General features: G+C 57.7%; 21 protein-coding genes. 8 read left to right on the top strand and 13 right to left on the bottom strand.

Annotation, left to right across the window (positions count from 1 at the left end):
- Positions 1-92: 92 nt before the first annotated feature.
- From FTW19_RS22210 to FTW19_RS22190, 5 genes are all read right to left on the bottom strand, one after another.
- The gene (locus FTW19_RS22210; protein WP_147649769.1) at positions 93-2,135 is read right to left on the bottom strand and encodes a glycosyl hydrolase family 18 protein; all 2,043 of its coding nucleotides are present in this window, start codon (positions 2,133-2,135) and stop codon (positions 93-95) included.
- A 106-nt stretch (positions 2,136-2,241) separates the two neighbouring features.
- The gene (locus tag FTW19_RS22205) at positions 2,242-3,975 is read right to left on the bottom strand and encodes a GWxTD domain-containing protein (protein ID WP_147650796.1); all 1,734 of its coding nucleotides are present in this window, start codon (positions 3,973-3,975) and stop codon (positions 2,242-2,244) included.
- A gap of 139 nt (positions 3,976-4,114) precedes the next feature.
- Entirely contained in the window at positions 4,115-6,826 is a 2,712-nt protein-coding gene (locus FTW19_RS22200) for an ABC transporter permease (protein ID WP_147649768.1), read from the bottom strand.
- Positions 6,823-7,173: a PadR family transcriptional regulator gene (locus FTW19_RS22195; protein ID WP_147649767.1), complete on the bottom strand. Its 351-nt coding sequence runs from the start codon at positions 7,171-7,173 to the stop codon at positions 6,823-6,825. Before FTW19_RS22195 ends, FTW19_RS22200 begins: the two co-directional genes overlap by 4 nt.
- Positions 7,174-7,247: 74 nt before the next feature.
- Entirely contained in the window at positions 7,248-8,600 is a 1,353-nt protein-coding gene (locus tag FTW19_RS22190) for a phospholipase D-like domain-containing protein (RefSeq protein ID WP_147649766.1), read from the bottom strand.
- 244 nt (positions 8,601-8,844) lie between these two features.
- On the opposite strand from FTW19_RS22190, the gene FTW19_RS22185 reads away from it, so the two are divergent.
- Together FTW19_RS22185 and FTW19_RS22180 are read left to right on the top strand one after the other, a co-directional pair.
- Positions 8,845-9,312, top strand: coding sequence for a VOC family protein (locus FTW19_RS22185; protein ID WP_348641833.1), 468 nt, complete (start codon positions 8,845-8,847; stop codon positions 9,310-9,312).
- A gap of 5 nt (positions 9,313-9,317) precedes the next feature.
- Positions 9,318-9,659 carry a DUF6632 domain-containing protein gene (locus tag FTW19_RS22180; RefSeq protein ID WP_147649765.1) on the top strand — a complete coding sequence of 114 codons (342 nt, stop codon included), beginning with the start codon at positions 9,318-9,320 and terminating at the stop codon, positions 9,657-9,659.
- On the opposite strand, the gene FTW19_RS22175 is transcribed toward FTW19_RS22180, so the two are convergent.
- A complete protein-coding gene (locus FTW19_RS22175; protein WP_147649764.1) occupies positions 9,649-10,065 on the bottom strand; it encodes an iron chaperone in 417 nt (138 codons plus the stop codon). The genes FTW19_RS22180 and FTW19_RS22175 overlap by 11 nt on opposite strands.
- 224 nt (positions 10,066-10,289) lie before the next feature.
- Here FTW19_RS22175 and FTW19_RS22170 point away from each other — a divergent pair, with 224 nt between their 5' ends.
- Entirely contained in the window at positions 10,290-12,842 is a 2,553-nt protein-coding gene (locus tag FTW19_RS22170) for an ABC transporter permease (RefSeq protein WP_246153448.1), read from the top strand.
- A 124-nt stretch (positions 12,843-12,966) separates the two neighbouring features.
- Here the strand turns inward: FTW19_RS22170 and FTW19_RS22165 are convergent, their stop codons facing one another.
- The 4 genes from FTW19_RS22165 to FTW19_RS22150 form a co-directional block, all read right to left on the bottom strand.
- Positions 12,967-13,191, bottom strand: a complete 225-nt coding sequence (locus FTW19_RS22165) for a hypothetical protein (RefSeq protein ID WP_147649763.1) — start codon at positions 13,189-13,191, stop codon at positions 12,967-12,969.
- Positions 13,192-13,649: 458 nt separating this feature from the next.
- Entirely contained in the window at positions 13,650-14,111 is a 462-nt protein-coding gene (locus FTW19_RS22160) for a cupin domain-containing protein (RefSeq protein ID WP_147649762.1), read from the bottom strand.
- A gap of 93 nt (positions 14,112-14,204) precedes the next feature.
- Positions 14,205-14,798, bottom strand: coding sequence for a TetR/AcrR family transcriptional regulator (locus FTW19_RS22155; RefSeq protein ID WP_147649761.1), 594 nt, complete (start codon positions 14,796-14,798; stop codon positions 14,205-14,207).
- A 75-nt stretch (positions 14,799-14,873) separates the two neighbouring features.
- Positions 14,874-15,644, bottom strand: a complete 771-nt coding sequence (locus FTW19_RS22150) for an SDR family oxidoreductase (protein WP_147649760.1) — start codon at positions 15,642-15,644, stop codon at positions 14,874-14,876.
- A 171-nt stretch (positions 15,645-15,815) separates the two neighbouring features.
- Here FTW19_RS22150 and FTW19_RS22145 point away from each other — a divergent pair, with 171 nt between their 5' ends.
- Entirely contained in the window at positions 15,816-16,736 is a 921-nt protein-coding gene (locus FTW19_RS22145) for a TIGR03435 family protein (protein ID WP_147649759.1), read from the top strand.
- A gap of 79 nt (positions 16,737-16,815) precedes the next feature.
- On the opposite strand, the gene FTW19_RS22140 is transcribed toward FTW19_RS22145, so the two are convergent.
- The 3 genes from FTW19_RS22140 to FTW19_RS22130 are packed head-to-tail and all read right to left on the bottom strand — an operon-like array spanning position 16,816 to position 18,219.
- Complete coding sequence (locus FTW19_RS22140) at positions 16,816-17,334, bottom strand: DinB family protein (protein WP_147649758.1); 519 nt, start codon at positions 17,332-17,334, stop codon at positions 16,816-16,818.
- A gap of 52 nt (positions 17,335-17,386) precedes the next feature.
- Positions 17,387-17,845: an SRPBCC family protein gene (locus tag FTW19_RS22135; protein ID WP_147649757.1), complete on the bottom strand. Its 459-nt coding sequence runs from the start codon at positions 17,843-17,845 to the stop codon at positions 17,387-17,389.
- 5 nt (positions 17,846-17,850) lie between these two features.
- Positions 17,851-18,219 carry an ArsR/SmtB family transcription factor gene (locus FTW19_RS22130; protein ID WP_147649756.1) on the bottom strand — a complete coding sequence of 123 codons (369 nt, stop codon included), beginning with the start codon at positions 18,217-18,219 and terminating at the stop codon, positions 17,851-17,853.
- A gap of 252 nt (positions 18,220-18,471) precedes the next feature.
- On the opposite strand from FTW19_RS22130, the gene FTW19_RS22125 reads away from it, so the two are divergent.
- The 4 genes from FTW19_RS22125 (at position 18,472) to FTW19_RS22110 (ending at position 22,027) form a co-directional block, all read left to right on the top strand.
- On the top strand, positions 18,472-19,290 hold the full coding sequence (locus tag FTW19_RS22125; RefSeq protein WP_147649755.1) for a DUF899 domain-containing protein: 819 nt from the start codon (positions 18,472-18,474) through the stop codon (positions 19,288-19,290).
- Positions 19,291-19,761: 471 nt separating this feature from the next.
- On the top strand, positions 19,762-20,679 hold the full coding sequence (locus tag FTW19_RS22120; RefSeq protein ID WP_147649754.1) for a LysR substrate-binding domain-containing protein: 918 nt from the start codon (positions 19,762-19,764) through the stop codon (positions 20,677-20,679).
- A gap of 107 nt (positions 20,680-20,786) precedes the next feature.
- Positions 20,787-21,515: an SDR family NAD(P)-dependent oxidoreductase gene (locus FTW19_RS22115; RefSeq protein ID WP_147649753.1), complete on the top strand. Its 729-nt coding sequence runs from the start codon at positions 20,787-20,789 to the stop codon at positions 21,513-21,515.
- The gene (locus FTW19_RS22110) at positions 21,509-22,027 is read left to right on the top strand and encodes a RidA family protein (protein ID WP_147649752.1); all 519 of its coding nucleotides are present in this window, start codon (positions 21,509-21,511) and stop codon (positions 22,025-22,027) included. The genes FTW19_RS22115 and FTW19_RS22110 overlap by 7 nt, the downstream gene beginning before the upstream one ends.
- The last annotated feature ends 20 nt before the right edge of the window (positions 22,028-22,047 follow it).

Below are 22,047 nucleotides of genomic sequence, written 5' to 3'. Positions count from 1 at the left end.
CCCGTAGAGATCGATAAGTGAGGCTAAGTCAATATTTTCGGCAATGAACTGCAGCGCTTCCATTCAACTCAGACGGGATCCAAAAGTGCGCCTTATCGTTTTTCGGTAGCGGTGTGCAGCAGCGGCCCCAGCACGTTCGAGTATTTATAGTTCTCGCGCCGGTCCGCATCGATCGTCCAATACATCGCGCCCAGCAAGTCTGGATAGCCTGCCGGATGCACGAGCTTATAGGTCGCATCTGCGGGCTTTTTGCCGGTGAGCAGATACTCAACTCCCGCGCGCATGGTTGCGGGCTCTTCATATCCGGTCAGGAAGCCAACGGCCACCTTGTCTGCCGGAATGGGAGGAAACATCAGGCTCGGGTTTCCGGCCACGGCGAAGCCACGTAACACCAGCTCTGTCATCATGGCGTGATAGTCGGTCGTCGCAGCCTGATAGATCTCGCCATCAAGGCCTTGCAGAGGAGGAGTGTTGTAGTCCTGTACATCGACAAACGAGAGGATGTCGCGCAGCCCATAGGCCAGTGGCAGATAGCTGCCGAACTGCCCGCCATAGACAACGGCTGCGGCGGGAATCTGTGTGCCCTCGGGTACAAGGCTGATCATGAACCCCGATCCAAACTTATCGTGCAGCTGCCGCAGGCCTTCGATCAGATGCACAATCGAAGGCGTGGTGGGATGACGGAAGTCGTGGTCGTTGGCATCGATATCCAGCGACGGCGTCTCAAAGTCGATGTCCACACCATCAAAGCCATACTGCGAGACGATCTTTGAAACCGCATCTACAAAGGTAGGCACGCTCTCGGGCTTTTCCATGGAGAAGAACTGGCCGCCGCCACCCAGCGAGATCATCACCTTCTTGCTCTTCGACTTCATCTGGGCGATATCGGCCTGCAACTGTTCCGGGGTGTAGCCGTTCGGCGGTGTGAACCGCAGCGTGCCCTCAGGAGCGGAGTGGTCCGGCACGGCGAATGCCTCAATGATGATGTCCCACTGCGGCGCCACATCGGTCAGTTTGAAATCGCGCGAGCCATTCCAGTAACCGATCAGCCGATGCGCGCCCCGCTGATCGTTCGGTATCCCAGCGCTCGTAGGGACGCTGCCGCTGGTGGAGTTATCCGGACGCCGGGCGCCGCATGGCTTTGCCGGAGCCGGCAGAGCGTTCTTGTCAGGAAAGCTATAGGTTCCACTTCCGCCTGTGTACCAGGGCACGAGCGCCACATTGCTCAGATGGTATTGCTTCGCTGTAAATGGTTCGGCGAAGGGAAAGTTGTTCTTGTGATTCGTGTTCGTTGGCTGCAGCAGGAAGTAGGCCGAACCGATACCGCGTCCTCCGCAGGCTCCTGTCGCCATGGCCCAGCCGGTCTGTACGACATTGCCAGTTGGCTTGTTGCCCTGCATCAGAGGATCGTGCAGCGGATCGTTGAAGAACTCCGCAAGTTGCTGCGTCAACGGCTGGATATCGCGCTCACGCACGATGGCAGGCGTCTTGGCAAAGTACGATCCAAGGACAAACGAGGTTCCGGTTGCCTTATCGACACCATGTGTTCCGGTCGCGCAGCAGATGGTGTCATCTGCCTCTGCAAAGAAGGTCACGTTGTGGGTCACGGCCAGTACCAGGCGGCCATCCTGTTTCGGGAGTTGCTTGAATAGTTCGTGCTGCACATACTGCATATCGACGACAGCGATCTTGCCACCATCTTTCTTCGAGGACAGTAGATATCCATGGCCGGCGGGGATCTCGATCGATACGGCCTTCACGACCGGCTTCTCCAGCAGCGTGTGACCAGTAGCCGTGCTGCCGGCTGTGCTGCGCAGAAGGGCATCGGTGTACTGCGTGTTGCCGCCTGCGGGAAATGCAAAGCTCTGGAAGATGGGCGAGGAGGTGATCGAGGGAACGTCGGCCGTGGCGTCAAGTACACGCGGCGGCAACCCCGGCCGGCTGTTGGGAAAGCTCAGCTTCAGCGGCACCAGCGTGACCGGAATGCGTGTCGTTGTTGCCTTCGCGGGATCGCCCCCGGCAAGGGTGAAGGCCTGGTCGCCTGCTGTGTACTGAAAGACCGGAACCGTTCCCTGCGCCTGCGCGATCACAGAAAGAACACCAAGCAACGACAGACACATCCACTTCACTCGCATATGGGGCAACCTCATCAAGTCGAAATCGCAACCCTGCAAGTATGCAACATCGGGGAAAAGCGCTTCATAGGACAATTTGCTTATCCGGTGCTCCGTGCTAATTTGCCTATTCCACGACGAACGGTGCTGATTCGGCAATTTCCTGCTTCGAGACGCTATCGTCCACCTTGATGGTCACCTGATACTTGCCTGGCTGAAGGCCGGCAAGCGGGACGCTCTTTTCCAACGTTACCTGGTCGGAATGAGGATTTAGTTTCGCTGTCTCTTCTGTCGCATCCAGAAAAGCTTTGTTGTTGGATAGATCAGTGATCTGGTACTCGATCCTGGCGCGGTTGACCTTGCTCTTCTCGTCGATGCCCAGGTTGTAAACCTGCATCCAGAAGTTCAGGTTCTGGTCACGCTTGAAGGTGACCGGGACTCCCGAGCCAGCCGAAACACGCGGACGGATGCGAGTATTGCCGATCACGAAGTTGTCCGCACCGATCTCGTGTGTGCTCACGCGGTCCATCTTGTCGGCCAGAATCAGGCTGGAGGCCGCGAGACGGTCGTCATCAAACTTTGGCACGTTCACGCTGCTCTTCCAGGTCCCGATGTGGTCAGGATTGTTGACGTCTTTGACGGCGATGTCCACCTTATACAGACCCGGCTTCAGTGGCAGCGACTTCCAATACACCGAAACGTTGTCCTGCGTTTTCGGGAGCAGTTCACTCGGAACCTGGATGTTGACGGTGTTCTCAAAGGTCTGCACCACCTTATGGTTCAGGTTGCTCACGCGGCCCAGAATGTTGACCGTACCTGTCGCCACTCCATCTTTGTTTGAGAAGGTGACATCACGGTTCTTCACCTGAAGGGTTATGGGAACAAGCACCGTCTCGTTTGTGACTTTCACATAGTCCATACGGACATCGAAGAGGAACGGAGGTCCATTCAGAATGGTCGATGTGGTCAGATACTGCTCCAGATCTTTGAACTTGATCTGCGGAGCGGCCATCAGCTTTGCGTAGGTGTTCAGGCGATCGAACTGCTTGGACTGGTTCATGGAGCTGCGCGGCCCAAGACCGAGCTGTTCCAGGCCTCCCTGGGTAAAGCGGTCGGTTTTGTTGCCCTGCCCCCACTGCTCGTAGAGCGTAGGGCCGGCGCCGGGAACCATCTTCAACGCGTCCTTTTCAGAACGGTCGATGGTCATGTGGTAGTCGCCGCACATGCAGGTGTCGACAAATTCGATATCGATGTTATCGCTGACGCCTTCAAGATAGCGGTAGTGCCAGATCTCAAACGGGTAGGTCGACGTGGATCCGCCGCCTTCATCGATGGGACGCTCATACTGTCCACCCGAGGGATGCGAATCGATACTGTCCGGCTTGCCGTAGGCAATATAAATATGGCCGCGGTCGGTCTTCCAGCCAGGCTTACCGGCGGCAAAGTGCTCGTTCGCATAGGCGATGCGCTGGTAGTGCTCTTCGCGATATTCATTGTCGGGTGAGTCGGGATTCGGATTACGGCGCTGCCAGAAGGCTTCAATGAAGGCGTCACGCTCTTCATTGTTTGAGAGATTTTTGAATGCCTGCAGTTCTTCGTCTGTGATGATCCAGATGACGTCCTGTTCCACCCACTTCCTGTAGTCGCTTTTGATCTCTTTATGGAGATCTTTTTGCTGCCGGATGCGCTCACTGTCTGAGAGTCGGCGCTTCAGTGGGTTAGGATGCTCCACGACCTGCGGCTTAGCGGCTGCGCCGTTGCCATCACCGGATGGAGCTTCCTGGGCGTTGGCAACCGGTCTTGCGGCTGCCGCTGAAAACATTAAGCTTGCACCGAATAGAAAGAAACCACGGATCTTCATAGCCATGAAAACACCCCGGATTCTCACCCCAAGCCGGGGCGAGTTTCTGCCGAGCCCAAACTGCCTGCAATGTGGTTTTGACGGCTAACTGCGACGGTGGTCACCAATTTTTATCGTGTTGCTCTCCTCTGAACCGGGATTAGTCCGCACGAAGAGCGGTAGAAGGATCAACACTGCCTGCACGTCCCGCTGGCAGGCCACTGGCTGCCAGCGCAACGATGGTCACCCCGGCGATCGCAAAGAGGTAGCTGACGACGTCCAGGGCTTTAACGCCATACAACGAGCTTTCGATTCCTTTAGAAGCAGCGATTGCAGCTGGAACTCCTATAACTACACCGACTGCCGTAAGCAACAGGCTTCCGCGCAGGACCATCCACACGATCTGTCTGCGCTGTGCGCCCAGCGCCATCCGCACCCCGATCTCCGCGTTGCGTCTGTTCACCCGGTACGAGAGTGTTCCGTACAGACCGGTAGAGATCAACACAACTGCAAGCACGCCAAAGCATCCCGCGAGCCGGGCAAACATGATCTGCTGCGAGATGGACAGCCGGAAGACCTCGCTCTGCGCCATTGGCTCGAGCAGTGGCATATCCGGATCAATCTCGTGCATGAACCTGCGCACGGTAGGCAGCATCGCCATGGGATCACCTTGTACGCGCATCTCAACATTCAGTTGATTTTCAAGATCCTCCTGCATGAAGACGGTCCAGTGCATGGGCCTTGTCTCTTCGGTGATGCCGGTATATTTGTGATCCTTCACAACCCCGACGATCAGTCTCGGGCGAAGCCCCTTCGAGTTCGACAGGACATGGCCGACCGCGTTTACGGTGCCGAGATACTTCTTCGCAAAGGTCTCATTCACGATGACGGTCGGGGGAGCAGTGGCAGAGTCGGCATCGGAGAAGTCTCTACCCTGCAGTACAGGCACGCCCATGGTGCGGAAGTAGTCACTACCAACGGTGTTATGTCTGTAGTAAGCCTCTTTAGGCTCAACCCCATTCGGTTTATGGCCGTCGACGCGGAGACCTCCGTTGTTGCTGGACCAGCCTGAGCCTGGGCGATTGGCGGCGAAGGAGACGGCTTCGACGCCAGGTATCGTCCGCAGCCTCTGCTGCAGATTGCCGAAGAATGCGATACTCTCCTCTTTCGATTGAATGTGTTGCGGTCGAACACCAAAGACGAGGACTCCCTCCGGCTTCTGCCCCAGGGGGATATTCATCAGGTTGCGCAGCGTTCCCATCAACAGCGCGGCTCCTACCAGGAGCACGACACACATGGCCACCTGCATGACGATCACGATATTGCCCGTGCGTACGTTGCGAGTCGTTACCTGTGAAGCAGTGGCAGAGCTGCGTAACGCCATCTCCGGTCCTGAAGAAATAGCCGCACGTAGCGGCGCGAGACCAAAGACCAGCGCCGAGAGCATCAGCACACATAAGGTGAACCAAAGCACGACCGAGTCGGGTTGAAGATTGGAGTCGATCTGTGCCCAGGCTCCGAGAGCGCGTGTTGCACCCAGTGCGAAGATCCACGCTGTGACTCCGCCCAACGTGACCAGCAGAAAACTTTCAGTCAGCAATTGCCGCGCAATCTCCTTGCGGCCCGCACCGATGGCCAGGCGAATGCTGAACTCCCGTTGGCGATTGGCGTTGCGCGCCATCAGCAGCATTACGATGTTGCACATAGCGATCAATAGAACCAGACCGACCATCGCCATCAGTGTCTTAAGGGAGCGGGCAAAGGACTCGTCCTGTCCATCGAACTGCTTTGCCGGGAAGAACGAGAGCTGTGGGACTCGTTCTCCCGCGCGTTTCTGCGCGATGCCAAGATAAGCCACCTGCTGGAAGATGCCCTGCGCCTTGGCGAGCGCCTGCTCCTGAGTGACGCCATCAGGTATACGCGCCAGCAGGCGGATGCACCAGAAGGTGGGAAGCGTGAGATAGGTTCCGTCGACCGCTGGATTGCCCCATGCATTGAACTCCGGATCGCTCTGCAGCGGAATCCAGAAATCCAGCGGAATACGGCCTTCCGTGCCTTCGAATCCTTTTGCTGCGACACCGACAATGGTGAAGGGGTGTGATTTGATCAAGAGCGTCTTTCCGATCACGTCGGGACTGTGGGCATAGTGTGACGTCCAGAAGTTCTCGCTGATCACGGTGACGGCCGCGTGGTCGTCTTCATCCTTCTGAACGAATCCGCGTCCCTGCTCCACACCAACGCCTAAGCCGCTGAAGTAGTTCCCGCTCACCATGTCTCCCGCTGCCTCCTCGGGAAGAACGCCAACGCGGACAGGCGCCTTTCCGCTTGAGGACATCGGAATATAACCGATGACCTCCTGCAAACCGCTGTGCTCGCGGAACTCACGATAGGCGGCATAGGAGAAGGAGGTGTTGAAGTCGCCTGTGTTATGGGCGCCGTCGGGGAGATCGCTGGTGTGCACGTAAACAACCCGGGAGGCATCATGCACCGGCAGCATCTTCGTAAGGACGGCATGCATCACGCTGAAGACGGCCGTGTTCGCTCCCACCCCAAGAGCCAGGGTCAGGACGCAGACGAGGGTGAATACAGGCGTCTTTACAAGCTGACGCACGCCATATCGCAGATCACGCGCAACGTTGGAGAAGAACATGGTCGTTCTCGCTTCCTTTCTCTTCTGAGTGAGCAGGGTTACGTTCCCGAACTGCCGCCGCGCCGCTCGCTTCGCTTCTGCCGCATCCATGCCCTGGCTCTGGTAGCGTTCGGCCAGCATCTCGAGATGAGCTTCCACTTCGTTGTCGAAGGCAGCATCGTCGGATGACCGCAGAAAGAGCGCCTTGAGCCTGGCGAGGAAGACGAGCGCGCGGTCCATCATGGCTCGACCTTCGTCTCAAGCGCGAGCACGCGGCCGATTACGCCGGAGATTCTCTCCCAGTTTTCGGTCTCGATGGCGAGTTGCTTCAGGCCTCGTTTGGTGATCCGGTAGAAGCGGGCGCGGCGGTTGTTTTCCGAGACACCCCATTCGCTGGCGATCCAGCTCTTCTGCTGCAGCCGGAGCAGCGACGTGTAGACGGTCCCTTCGTTCAACGTAAGGACGTCATCGCTGAGTTGCTCGATACGCCGCGCAATGCCAAAACCATGCAACGGGCCCAGGGCATGCAGAGTCTTGAGGATCATGAGATCCAGGGTTCCCTGAAGAACTTCCGATTTGTCCGCGGCCATGTCGCTCCTTTGGATACACCAAAGGAATACCACTACTCCTTTGCGATGTCCATACGAGGAATGGAAGTTTCGGTTCAGGGAGCTAACTCAAGCTCGAACGCCAGCCCCTGCCAGGCATAATCACCTGCTTCTAATTTTTTACGGTTCTGCCTGGCGATCTCTCGGAATAGACGGAGCGCGCTCCGATCATCGACGCCGGATGTGTCCTGATCCAGGTGTTCCTGCAAGAGCTCGCAGCGGAAGGTGCGAACAGTACGTGGATCTGAGAAGGCAGCATTCATTTCACTGTTTCCGAACAGTGAGAAGCGGTGCAGGTTGCACGATCCGACGGTAGCCCATGCGTCGTCAACTAACATCAGTTTGGAGTGAACATAGACTGATTTTCGATGACCGTCAGCGCCTGTTCCCGCAATACCGGCCACCATAAAGTTATCGAAAATGCGGAACTTTGCCAGAGGTCTAAGAGAAGCCGGCAGCTCTAGCGGAGTCTGCACAGCGACTTCCGGATCGGAAGGTACGAGTAAAACAACTTCGACGCCTCGCGTAAGCGCCCGATGCAGACAATCCAGAATTTCGGGCACGTCGATCTGCTGGTTTTCAATATAGATGGAGCGGCGCGCAGCGAGGATGGCAGCACAATACTGTTCGAAGTTTGATCGCTCACCCGACGCAATGTCGTACGGTGCTCCGTCCGGCGTTGCTTGTCCGTCGGCATAACGTCCCGAATGCATCGTTCTTTGTATCTGCACAAACGCCGCGCCGCGTTCTGCTGGAACACGATTTGGAAACTGCAAATTTACTTCGCTGCCTGTCCCCCAGCGGCCTTCTTCGGTCAATCGCTCGCTTGCTTCGTTCCAGCGCTGTACAAAATTGTGATGAACGTCCACCACGGATGGACCTGCAAGCTCCAGGTACACGTCATGATTGTGCCCTTCACCGCGATGGCCAGGCGCAACCATAGAATGTGGATTGAGGTTGATCCCGCCCACGAACGCCGTTCCATCCGCGGCGCCGGCATCGACAAGCCAGCTCTTCTGATGTTGGCAGAAACCTGGTTCGGCCCGATCCCAGCGGATCTTCACACCAGATCGACGCCGAGAGAGCAGGTCGGTGTGCGTCGTCGACCCCCAGAACGCGTTTTGCCGTAGCCACGCGGTCTCCTCATCCGGACGCCAGAAGATGATCCGCACATCGATGCCTTGGGCCGCCGCACGATCAAGGACATCGAATGGGGTTCCGCGGCCGTCCGGCATCTCGCAGGCTTGCCACATGAAAGTCACCGTTACCCAGATGCTCCGTCGGGCTGTCTCCATCACTTCGCAAATGCGCCGAAATGCAGGTTCCCCGTCAATCAACGGCCGTACCAAATTCCCGGAGCGTGTTGGATAAGAACCCGATTGAACAAAGGGAATCGCGATGCTCGTCATTGGCACAATATCCTTGAAAACCTGAGCCTTTTGATTGATCCCTTGTCGCGGCCGCAGCCGACGCAAACGGCAACTCCGCTCACCGTCCAGGCTGACGGAATATTACGGTTCAATCGACGCTGTCAGGCCAGAGCATTCTCTCTGTAGGTGTAGTGTAGGGCTACCGTATCTATGGGCGTTTTCCGCGAGGAACCGCCGCTGCACTCCCTTCCGGGATACCCAGCAACAGGGAAAATGCTCTAATATGCCTGCCATGAACAAAGTTGCGCCTTTCCTCTGGTTCAATGACAACGCTGAAGAAGCAGCCGCGTTTTATCTGAGTGTCTTCCCCCACGCGCGCAAGATCGACGAGGTGCGTTCGAAAGGAGTAGGCCCCTGGCCCGAGGGGAAGACCGCCACCATCACCATCGAGCTCGAAGGGCAGGAGATGGTCTTTCTGAACGGCGGTCCCGCGCATCAACTCACGCCCGCGATCTCGTTCTTTGTCCGCTGCGAGACCCAGGCGGAGATCGATGCCTACTGGGATAAGTTGCTGGAAGGCGGCGGGAAGACCATGGCATGCGGCTGGCTGACAGACCGTTTCGGGCTGTGTTGGCAGATCGTTCCGAGCCATATCGGCGAGTTGATCAATCACCCCAAAGCCATGGAGGCAATGATGGGGATGATTAAACTGGATATCCCCGCGTTGGAAGCCGCGGCACGCGGCAACTGACAGGTATGAAAGCGCTCAAGGTTGTGCTGGTCGTGGTCGGAATAATTTTTGTGGCGCTGGCCTATCCCATGGTGCTCTTTGTGCGGGAGGAGCCGGCGCTCTCCATGATGCTGTCCCTCTACGTCACCCTTGGGATCTTCCTTCTGATTGCTGCTCGCAATCCCTCTGCGCATCGCAGCCTGATCGCGTTCACCGCCTGGTCGAGCCTGGCCCATGCTGCGTTGATGGGGACTCAGGCAATGCGTCACATGGTCGCGCGTGGTGAACTGATCGGTGTGGCTGTTCTTATCCTTATAGGTGTAGCGCTTCTCGCACTAGCGCCTGCCAAACAGACCCTCAACTCCTGACAGATGCCGGTTTGCGCTTTTTCCCCTCCGCCGGCGTTTTCTTGATCGTGGCGGCGATTCCATCCGCACGCAGCTTTGCAATCCGGCGGATGAGTTTTACCGGAACCGGCTGGTCGAGAGGGAAATGAATCGTCCCTTTTCGCAGTTCATAGCCTTTAAGCTCATCTCCGATTACCGCGAAGAAGGTTCCTGACGCTGCGAACAGGGAGTAGTGCCCTTTGAAGCCGGCGAAATACAGCATCGCCTTCCCATGTAGCTTGTATCCGGGCATGCCATACCCTATGCCCTCCATAGCCTCCGGCACCGTCGTCCGGATCGCACTGCGTACCTGTTCAAGCTTCGGCCGAACCGCCTCGGGCTGCGCGGCGATGTACTCGTCCACCGATTTGGGAGCGCTTTGTTTCATGCCGCGCCATTCTACGTCTAGCCGTCGGGTTTCACCAGTTCATTTGGGCCGGGCCCGGTGTTCACTAGCGGACACCGTTTTCGATAGTGGACACATGGAGATTCCTCCCTGTACTTGCAGGCATCGGCAAACAGGCTGCTTCTGGGATTAAATTGAGGCCGACGGATGGTCTTTCCCTTGCTAGTCGCTTTCTGGAGAGTCTGATTCGGTTTCAAGTGGAGAGGATGATGATCAACATCGTTGCGGACGTGCGTTATGGGATCAGGAGACTCAGGCGTTCGCCTGGGTTTATGGCTACAGCCCTGTTGACCCTGGCTTTAGGGATCGGCGCAACGACGGCAATCTTCACGCTGGCCTATCAGATCATTCTCAAAGCGATACCGGTGCAGCATCCGGAACAGCTCTATAAGGTCGGGAAGGAGAGCGAGTGCTGCATCGGTGGCGGAGACCAGGGCCACTGGAGCATCTTCTCCTACGACATCTACCGGACCATGCGCGAGCGTGTCGGCGGCATGGCCGAGATGACGGCTATGCAGGCGGGCGCTGCTAAGGTAAGTGCGCATCGCAAGGGCGATACTGACGCTCAGCCACTCGACATACGGCATGTGGCGGGCAACTACTTCGAGGTTCTTGGGGTAGCTCCCTATGCGGGAAGGATGCTGACCGCAGAGGACGACCGCGAGGGAGCTCCCATTGTCGCCGTCATCAGCTATGCGATCTGGAAGTCGAAGTTCCATAGCGATCCAGGCATTGTGGGAGACACCGTAATCATGACCGGACATCCGGTCACGATCGTCGGCATTGCGCAGAAGGACTTTCTTGGCGAGCGGAATATGAGCGACCCGCCGGGAGTGTGGATTCCGCTGGCGCAGGAACCCATCTTCAATCCCACGCGGAAGCTTTACAAAGCGCCGAACGGCCAGTGGCTGCGGATCATGCTGCGCATTCCCGAGAAAAAGAATGTGGCCACGGTGGAGAGCGCCGTTCGCGGCGGATTGACCGCCTGGCTGATGTCCAATCCTGATGTTCGTTCAGGTCACACGATTGCGGAGATCGCGCGAGAGTCGACAGAGCTTGCTCCAGCAGCCGATGGCGTTAACGAACTGCGCGACAGCTATGAGACAAGCCTGCTGATGCTGCAGCTAACCGCGGCGTTCGTGCTGTTGATTGCCTGTGCGAATCTGGCAAACCTGATGCTGGTGCGAGGTGTAGCCCGCAGGCAGGAGCTGAGTGTCCGCGCCGCCCTGGGCGCCTCGCGTGTGCGCCTGGTGCGAGAGATGCTGATCGAGGCCATGCTCCTCGCGCTCATGGGAGGAGTCATGGGAATCGGCGTCGCCTATCTCGGTGTGAAGGGAATGCTGGCGCTGGCGATGCGCGGCGTGACGATCGTGCCGCTCTCTCCGCTGCCCTCGTTGCCGGTGCTGGCCTTCTCCATCATCGCATCGGCGATGACCGGCATCCTATTCGGCATCGCGCCGGCTTTCATCGCCTCGAATGCGGATCCCGCGGATGCGTTGCGCGCAGCCAATCGCGCCACCGGCAACTCCGGAGGGCTGCAGCGAGCGCTCGTGATCCTGCAAACGGCACTTTCGGTGGCGCTGCTCAGCATGGCGGGTCTGTTCCTCCGCAGCCTACAGCGCCTTGAACAACAGGATCTACATTTCGAGACAACGGGCCGGCTGATTGCCTTCATCGATCTGCCTGCCGCCGGATACACCTATCCGCAGCTCGAAGGGCTCTATCGTCATCTTGAACAAACCTTCGCGTCGGTTCCAGCATTGCATGACATGGCCTATGCGACCTACGGCCCCATGACCTTCAATGGATGGGCAACGGGGGTAAACGCCGCCGGGCCGCATCCTGAGCGTACGGTAAGCGCCGGCTACAGCCTGATCAGCACTCGATACTTCAGCGCGATAGGCACCCCTTTGCTGCTGGGCAGAACATTCACGGAACATGACAACGCCGGCAGCAGGCATGTGGCGATCGTGAATCGTGAGTTTGTTCGCCGGGTACTGCAGGACGCGCCGGCGCTCGGCATGCACTTCGGTCCCGGCGTAGATATGACCCAGGAGTATGAGATTGTAGGTGTGGTCGACGACGCCAAGTACGGCGACCCGTCGAGGGGCCCCCAGCCAATGTACTTCATCCCGATGTCACAGACTACGACCTTCAATAGCGAGCCATATACCGCGGCGATCATTGACCAGTCGAATAAAGCGGCAGAGTTCAAGCACTTTGCGACCAACATCATCGTCCGGTATGAGGGAGACCCCGCAGCCGCGGCGATGGCCATGCGTCACTCGATCGAACAGGTCGATGCGGGGATCCCGATCACGCGTGTCACGACCTATCAGGATCAGATCAGCAACTCCTTTACACAGAGACAACTGGTCGTCCGGTTGACGGCCATCTTTGGGGGACTGGCACTGTTGCTTGCGTCGGTTGGTCTCTACGGAGTTACGGCTTATGCCGTCGCGCGCAGAATCCCGGAGATCGGTCTGCGGATTGCTCTCGGCGCGAACCGCGGTCAGGTGATGCGGATGATCCTGCGAGGAGCCCTGCTGCAAACCGCAGCCGGTCTCCTGTTAGGCGCTCCGATTGCATTCATGAGCGGACACTATCTGCAATCGCAGCTTTATCAGGTAAGCGGGTATGATCCGGCGATCTTCCTGCTCGCATCCGTAGCCCTGATCCTGAGCGCCTTCGTCGCCAGCATGATTCCGGCCAGGATGGCATCCAACACCGATCCGATACGCGCGCTGCGTATGGAGTGATTGTGAAAGCCCAGTGAATCCAGGAAAGCGTTCCGAGAACGGGTGCGAAGGTAGCTGGGTATTCCAAAAATGGCGTGCCGCGGCGTTTTCATTGCGAAAAACGCCCGATTGGATGCAGAAGGCTCTAAGCCGCGTTATTGGATGGAGAATCGCTCGCTTTGGACGCATCCGCAGTTTTGGAAGAGGCGATCCCCTCCGTCTCTGCGATCTCCAAGGCCGCGACATTGAGCATGACCGAACGCTTGAACTCGAGAAGTGCGGGATCATCGGAAGTTAAGCCCGCCTGGCCCTCCACTTGTGTCAGGGCAGTGCGCAGCATTTCGATGGCCTTCGGAGACAAGGGAGACATGACGCTTTTTGTGTGATGACGCAATCGAGGTTATCGTTGCCTGCGACCGACCACGATCGATTCTGTGATTCCCGCAGGCCAAATCCGTGCGGCGAAGGGGAAGCGATCTAGAGCATTTTCGCCTGTTGCTGTTTGATTGACTGGGTGGGAGCAGCGGGCTTCAGCCCGCTGATTTGGGCCACAAAAAATGTCGGGCTTTAGCCCTGGGCCTTTTGCTTCCCATCAAGAGAACCCAGGGCTAAAGCCCGTTCATTTTTAGAGCCTGTAAACCGCGGGCTGAAGCCCACGGCTCCCACCCGGTTCGAGCTGCCTGTGAGCTCGCCGGCTCACCCGACTTGTGTTGCCCAGAAGACTGCAACCCTTAGCCCGGAAAGGCTCTGCAGCGGCGTTTTCATTGCGGAAAACGCCCATAGATGCGGAAGCCCTGCACTACACCTACAGGGAAAAAGCTCCAGCCGCTACTTCTTCGCGTCGCCACCGATCGCAATGACCACATATTTGGCAGGCACATCGCCAACGTTCTTAATTCTGTGAACGGTTCCCAGGGCGACGTACACTAAACCGCCAGGCCCTACCCGCTCCTCTTTGCCGTCATGCTCGAATGCCACGGTGCCTTCCTGCACTACGATCAGCTCGGAATGGCCGATTCTGTGAAGCTCCACCGGCGCCGTCCCCGCTGGTTGCATGGATTCATGCACGGCCACCGTTTCTCCTGTAGCCAGGGTTCCCGTGAAGGCGTTTCGGCTTTCAGTTCCGTTGGCAGTTTTCCTTACCGCCATCTGGTCGTACGGAAATATACCGGCCCTCGCCAACGGGTTCTGGGTCGTTGCAGGGGTTGATGCCGCAGCCGGTGCTGTTTGCGCATTCACGATCCCACATCCAAACAACAGTGCTGCGAAGCCACAGACAATTTTCGGCATAGTCACCCTTCCAGAGCGGGGACCCAGAATACTTTTACTGTTGAGCGAGCCGCAAGTACAGGGAAAATGCTCTAGATTCCGCAAGGTCATTCATTAAGTCTTTGCAGCTTGCAAGGATGATTCGATCAGCATGGTGGCCACACGCGCGCCGGCGGTCAAAATTGCTTTTGAAAGGGAAGGGTCATCCACGGCCCGGGAGAGTTGGATCGTGCCAACGAGCAGGCCGAAGAGGCCGATGGCGATTTCGCGCCCCTTTGGCCCCTTCGGAATACTGGGTAATTGCTTCTCCACTGAGCTCAACAGTCTTTTCACCGAAGCAGTGTAGCTGCGTCGTGTGGCACGATCCTGGCGCGAGATTTCAGGAAGAAGCGCAGCCGAAGGACACCCGGCATCGGCATGATCCCGATGTCCCTCGGACAGATAAGCATGTACGATCTCCATCAGGCGTCCCGCCTCCAGAGCTTTCTCGAACTGCTGCCACTGTTCGTCGGTGGTCCGTTCGAGGCTCTTCGCGATCAGGTCGTTCTTGGACGCGAAATGGGCAAAAAAGGCCCCATTTGTCAGACCGGCATCGGACATGATGCCCGCAACGCCTGATGCCGCGATACCCTGTTGGCGGAATCGGCGTGCAGCAACGTCCAGGATGCGATCGCGCGTGGCATCTTTGTGTCCCTTTTCGTATCTCATTCTCTTCACTGTCCCTACTGTTCATATTACGAACGTAAGAGAAGACCTGGAGTGTGACGCAAGCGCGCCACGGAGTCACGACGCCCTGGCCGGCACGAGAGGCTTCGACGCCTTCCAGAGTTGCCTGTTAATGAAACTAGGGGCAAGGCGGCTCAGGAGCGCCAGCATTCTGGACTGTCCCGGATGAATCTCAAGGGAACCAGACCGCAGGGCCGAAAAGGACTGCTTCACCAGGTCGTCGGTGGTTATCGCACTTGCACCGCCCTCCACAAGCTCTGTCGTCATATCTGTTTTCACGGCAGGCGGCATGAGTTCGATAACCTCCACGCCGGTCGCTTCCAATTGAAACCGAAGCGAGATCGTATACGAGTGGATAGCCGCCTTGGTGGCACAGTAGATTGGCGCAGCGGGCAACGGCACGAAGGCCAGACCGGAGGATACGTTGATGACCGTACCCTTATTCGCCGTCAGGACGTCAATAAGCGCCGAGGTCGTCCGAATCACTCCACCGACATTAATGTTCACTTCCGTCATCAAGCCATCGAGGTCCGATGTCGGAGCCTTGAGGTTCCTGGGCAGGAAGATGCCGGCGTTATTCATCAATACGTCGAGCCTGGGAAAGTCCTTCTTGATGCGTGATCCGAGCGCGGCAATCTGGGCCGGGTCGGCGACGTCGCTTTGAATGGTGTGAAGGTTTGGGTACTTCGCTTTTACCTCGTCAAGCACCGACTGGCGCCGGCCGGTGACGATGACCTGATTGCCAAGTTCTAAGAACTTGAGAGCGAAGGCCAGCCCAATACCGGCAGAACCTCCGGTGATGAGAATGGTGCGACCAGTGAGTTTCATACAAAGTCCTTTAGGAGGTCGAGAGTTCGAGTATCACTTATAGGATTATGATCGTACTGCTATCGTCGCAGTTTTTTTATAGAGCGTGATGTCGGGCAGGAAAGCGAGGCATAGCAGCGCATTTCAGGAGGGGGCCCCTGTGCTTTCGATTCCTCGACTAACACGTCTCAAATGCAGACTCGCCTGATAAGAAGCTGGAAATCGGAGACTGGTATGCAGCGTATCGGTATGTGGAGTTTGGCGCTCGTCCTGACATTGACATTTGCATTTCCTGGTCGAAGCTTGGCGCAGACGGAACCTTCGACAACAAAGCTGAGCTTCGAAGTCGCGTCCGTAAGACCGAATGAGAAGTGGAGATTCACTTCCGATTATTCACTCGATTCCGATGACAGTTTTGTCGCAGGGAAAGAGTTCTTTGCTGCTGATGCTTCTTTGAGTACGTTGATTGCTTTTGCCTACAAGCTGGATCTGCAGAATTCGATGCTGACGAACCTGCCCAAATGGGCCAGTACTCAGAGCTACAACGTCCGGGCACGGGTTCCAGGGAGCCCCACCAAAGATCAAGTCCGGGAGATGATGAAGTCTCTGCTGGCAGAGAGGTTTCACCTGGCCATGCATTTTGAAAAGCAGGAGAAACCAGTCTTTGTATTAACCCTCATCCGGCCCGATCATCCGGGACCCCGACTCCATCTTCACCAATCCTGCGCGGTTGAAGGCGCGCCTCCGAAATCCGGTGAGGCGATTACCGTTCTCGATTGGCTGCCATGCAATGTGTATTTTGCCCTAGATAGGCCGGGAGGAAGCGTGTTTGTTGCTGCTCGCGATACAACCATGCAACAGCTATGCGCTTTCCTCTCCAATGTCGGCGGCCTTGGGCGCATCGTTGTGGACGGAAGCGGCCTTTCCAATGCGATTGACTTTGGAATGGAGTATGCAAAGGCCCGTCTGAGTGCCGGGGGAGAAGACGCAAACAGTTCCAGCGAGCCGTTGGAATCAGCCCTCAAAAATCAGCTTGGAGTGAAACTTACTCCCCAGAAAGCGATGCTGAATATCCCCATCGTTGACCACATTGGCGATTTGACAGAGAACTAACCGCAACACTGGTAACGGCAACTAGGCCTGCGCGGCAGTGATTCGAGGTCCATTCCGAATCACTGCCGAAGCCCAGGATTTAAGCCGTCTGCAGTTCAGGCTGAAGTGCGGAGCGTTCGTCGGCGCTGGGGCCCCAGCTTGAGGGGACAGGAACGTCGAGCAGACGCAGGTAGACGCAGAACTGGCCGCGGTGCTGGTACCAGTGGTTGAGCATGATGTTGCGCAGGAAGGCGGCGCGGGGCATGGCGGCGATCTCCTTGTCGCCGTCAACGATGCGCCAGGTTGCATTCATCGTCGCATCATCGAAACTCGGCAGAACCTCGCGCACGGTGGCGATGCTCTTGTCGAAGGCCTCGAGGATCTCCTGCACACTTGCGGGTTGGGGGAACTGGAAGCCCGGCGGCGGGATCTGGTCTTTCTGCGCGCCCTGGACAACTCCACCGGGAACGAAGGCGAGATGATAAGCCAGTTGGCCGGCGGTCATCGATTTGTTATGAGGCTTCCAGGTGAGCTTATCTTCGGGAAGGCGCTCGAGGAACTTCCGCGTGACCGGCGCCTGCGATTCAAACTCTGCGAGTAGGTATTCCGCCATCGACATGGTGTTTTCCTTTCAGTCTGTAGCGATACGGTGAATTCGGATGAGAGCGCTGCTATTTGCTCGCGGCGGCCTCAGCCAGTTTGCGAACGCCTTCATGCATCCCGGCCCAGCCCTTATCCATCCCCGCCTTCACTTCGTCAGGGATGAAGCCGAGCGCGCTGTGCCGGAAGGCGATCAGGGTTCCGCCGTCGACTTCGCTCAAACGATACTGCACGTTCGAAACCATGGGGAACGATGCGAAGAGGGGGCCGGCAAACTCAAGCAGGGAAGGCCGCTTGATGGCCTGCACGTTGGCCCAGAAGTGTCCGTTGTTGTCGCCCAGGTCGCGGTACCAGCGTCCGCCGGGCCATGGTTCGATCTTCATGTTGAGAGACTTGCCGTCGGGAGTCTCGTTGCCGGGGCCGAGCTGCTCCAGCAGCGCTGCAAAGGTGACATCGATCGGAGCCTCGACGTGAATCTCCTGATTGATGGTGACTGACAGATTTTCGAGAGCCTGTTCGGTGGGCATCATGATCTCTATTTCTCCTTAGATTTCGCGGAATCCAATTGCGGTGATCCCTGGCGAGCCATCGCTTCGGCGCGTGCCTTCACGCGCGTCAACTGGTGCTGCCAGTAGCGCTCGAAGGTTGCGGCCCACTGGTGTAACGGCCGGATTGCTTCGGCGTTGGTGCGGTACAGCTTTTGGCGGCCCTGGCAACGCATCCGGACCAGTCCGACATCCTTCAGCACACGCAGGTGCTTCGAGACCGAGGGCTGCTCCAGACCGAGCGACTCCGCAATCTCGCCCACCGGCCGTTCGATTCCGGCGAGATAACTCAAAATCTCGCGCCGACGGGGTTCAGCGATTGCGTTGAATGCATCCGAGGTTGTGCTCGCTCTTGCCATGAGGAGAACGGTATATTCCGATATGGGAATATGTCAAATTGAGTTCTCCAGGCCCAGGGGGAGACCCGGGCAAAAGTAACGAGTAGAAAAGCAGATTTCTCCGCTCCGCTACGAAATGACAAAGAAAAGAAGCTGTATCGCGGATATGAGCGTGAGCCGGAATCACGTCAGACTTGTCACTCTCAGCCTGGGCACGCTTTCCATCAAGATCATTCCAAGGATCGCAACGAAAGCAACGAAGGAGACATACAGATGACGACCGCAGTGAAAACGCAGACAACCGGCAGCGGGGAGACTGAGCTGCGCGGGATGAAGACACCTCCAACCGTGTCCCAGCAGGAGTGGGAGGCTGCCTGGCGGCAGCTCCTGGTGAAGGAAAAGGAATTTACCCGTTCGCGGGATGCGCTGGCCGCCCAGCGCCGGCGGATGCCGTGGATGCCTGTCGAGAAGACCTACACCTTTGAAGGCCCGCAGGGTAAGGTGAGCCTGCTCGATCTCTTCGAGGGTCGCAGGCAGTTGATTGTCTATCGCGCCTTCTACGAACCGGGAGTCTTCGGCTGGCCCGAACATGCCTGCCGCGGCTGCTCGCTGGGCGCCGATCAGGTTGGCCATCTGGCGCATCTCAATGCGCGCGACACAACGCTCGTCTACGCGTCGCGGGCGGGACAGGAAGATATTGCCCGCCTGAAGAAGCGCATGGAATGGGAGATGCCCTGGTACACCATCACCGACAGCTTCGATAAAGACTTCGGTGTCGATGAGTGGCACGGCCATAACGTCTTCATCCGCGACGGCGAGAAGATCTTCCGCACCTACTACATCAACAACCGCGGTGATGAGGCGATGGGAACAGTGTGGAGCTATCTCGACATCACACCGCTCGGCCGGCAGGAGGTGTGGGAGGATTCACCCGAAGGATATCCGCAGACTCAGACATATAAGTGGTGGAACTGGCACGATACGTATGCTGCCGAGTCGACGCCAAATGAGAAGTGGGTGCAGGTGTCGGATGCAGGAGAGGCGGCGTTTCGTAAAGAAAGCGCAGAGATGAAACAGAAACAAGGTGTGTAGATAGATTTGGAATAACCCATGCGGATGTCCGGGCATTCCGAACCCACCCTGACGTCGCGAGCGTTCACCCCAGAGAACAAGTTCTCTGGGGACCCCGAGGGTGGGGCACCCGGGCGATATAAGCGCTGAAGGCCGGGGCCCCAATGAACTTGTTCATTGGGGTGGTGTCCCTCGGGGACATAGGCCCGGCCTCCATCGTCCCAGGCATCGATTCCGGGTTATCGGTTCGATCCCCCAGGCTGGAATGGGACCGGGTGGGAGCCGTGGGCTTCAGCCCACGGTTACCGGTTCAACAAAGAAGCGGGCTTTAGCCCTGGGCTTTTTCTGATTCGCAGAGAAGGCCCAGGGCTAAAGCCCATTGTTTTGATGGCCTAATCAGCGGGCTTCAGCCCGCTGCTCCCACCCAGCGTATGAGACTGCCGATCACTACCAGCCGTATCTTTATAACAACCGATAGGGAGCGGCTATCAGATGGAATTGCGGCATCTCCGTTACTTCACGGCGGTGGTCCAGTGGAAGGGATACCGCGAGGCGTCACGGCATCTTTATGTAGCACAGCCCTCCATCAGCCAGGCCGTGTCCGATCTTGAAAGCGAGCTGGGCATTAAGCTCTTTTCGCGTGAGGGGCGCGTTGCGCGGCTTACTCCGGAGGGACAGGTCTTCTATGACGAGGCGCTGAAGACACTGGCTCAGGCGGAGCGGGCAATTGCCACGGCCCAGCGTGCGGCCCGTGGAGAGACAGGCAGGCTGGGCATTGGTTTTATGGGATTTGCCACCTGCCAGTTTCTTCCGGACCTGTTACGCAAATACAAGGCGCGGCATCCCGGGGTGGTATTGCGGCTTGAAGAGAACGTGCCCAGCGGGCAGGATCTCGCATTCGACCGAGGCGAGATCGATATCGGATTCACGCGTCCTCCTTCGGCCGATCGAAGTGCGTCTTACGAGTCTCGTCTGCTCTTCCGCGAGCCGCTGGTGGTAGCACTCCCGAAAGGCCGCAAGGTCAAGGCAAAGCGTATTCGCATCGCGGACCTGGCAGGTGAGCGCATCGTCACCTTTCAGCGTGCCAGCTCTCCGGAGGTCTTCGACACCATCATCCGCGTCTGCAACGACAACGGCTTCTCACCGCGGCTGCATAACGAGTTGAACAATATGCACTCGGTGCTGTCGACCGTGGAGGCAGAGGAAGGCGTGGCGATCGTCTCGGCTTCGGCCCACAATCTGCGCGCCGACAACGTCGCCTTCTACCGGCTGCAACCGGATGAGGTGCGCGTCGACATTGTTGCCATGTGGCGGAAGCAGGAGCCTTCTGTCCCGCTCAAGTTGTTTCTTGAGCTGCTCGACGAGGAACTACCGGCGATCCGCCAGAAGATGAAATATTTAGAACGATAGGTATTGCCGATCATTTGATCGAAATTTACGACGCATCGATATCAGGTGCGTCGGAATCTGCTGTTATGTACGGCGGCAGAACGGGAAGCCGCCAGGAGGCAGGAAAAATGGGAAGCAAGCAGAAGACAATCATCGTTACGGGAGCGTCGCAGGGTATTGGCGCAGGCGTGGTGCAGGCGTTCCTCGATCGTGGCTATAACGTGGTCGCCAACTCACGCAATGTTACGAAGTCCGGCGCCTTTACTGAGTCCGCTCAGCTTGCGCTGGTAGACGGCAACATTGGCGACAGTGCTGTGGCCACGAAGGTGGTCGAAACGGCAATCAAGAAGTTCGGAGCGATTGATGCGCTGGTGAACAATGCAGGTATCTTCTTTACCAAGGCCTTCACCGACTACACGGCCGAGGACTTCGAGGCGCTTTCGAACACCAACCTTGAAGGCTTCCTCTACGTGACACAGGGCGCGGTGAAACAGATGCTCGCGCAGCAGTCGAGCGGAAGCGTGGTCAACATCACAACCTCGCTGGTAGCGAATCCGGTTGCTGGTGTTACGGCTTCGGTGCCCATGATCACCAAGGGCGGTCTGGAGGCGGTGGTTCGCAGCCTGGCAAGTGAGTACGCGAAACAGCACATCCGCTTCAACGCGGTTGCGCCGGGGCCGGTGGATACTCCGCTGCATAAAGACAGCCCGAAGGAGTTCCTGAAGACGCTGTCGCCGATGGGCACCATCTCTGACGTGAGTGACATCGTGGACGCGGTGGTTTATCTGACTGAAGCGCGTAACGTAACCGGGGAGGTGCTGCACGTGGACGGCGGTGCGCACGCAAGCAAATGGTGAGCCCCCAGAACCCACAGAAAGCCAACCCGCAGCCAGCTAGCCCGCAGCCGACGACCGCAGAACGCCGGCTTGCGGAGCTCGGCATCGAGCTTCCGCCTGCTCCCAGGCCGATTGGCGCGTATGCCGAAAGCGTCCAGACCGGCAACCTGCTCTACCTTAGCGGTGTGCTTCCGGTCGTTGCCGGTCAGCCCAGGTTTGTCGGCCGCTTGGGTAAGGAGCTCGAAGTGGAGCAGGGCCGTGAGGCGGCACGCATCGCCGCAGTGAATGTACTCTCTGCGGCGAGAGATCACCTGGGCTCGCTCGATCAGGTAACCCGGGTCGTGAAGCTGACGGTCTATTTGGCCACGGAGGGAGAGTTCGCCGCACACGCGAAGGTGGCTGATGCGGCCTCGGAGTTGTTACGCGATGTCTTCGGCGAAGACAAGCTGCCGGTACGAATGGTGCTTGGTGTGGCCAGTCTTCCGCTCGGAGTTCCGGTAGTGGTCGAAGTCCTGTTCGAAGTAAAGGCATAAGGGAAGAGGAGGCGGTTCAT

This window comes from Terriglobus albidus (assembly GCF_008000815.1).
In the GTDB taxonomy this organism is placed as follows: Bacteria; Acidobacteriota; Terriglobia; order Terriglobales; family Acidobacteriaceae; genus Terriglobus; species Terriglobus albidus_A.
Note: the sequence above shows the minus strand (reverse complement) of the source record. Positions and strands in the feature narration are given on the sequence as shown.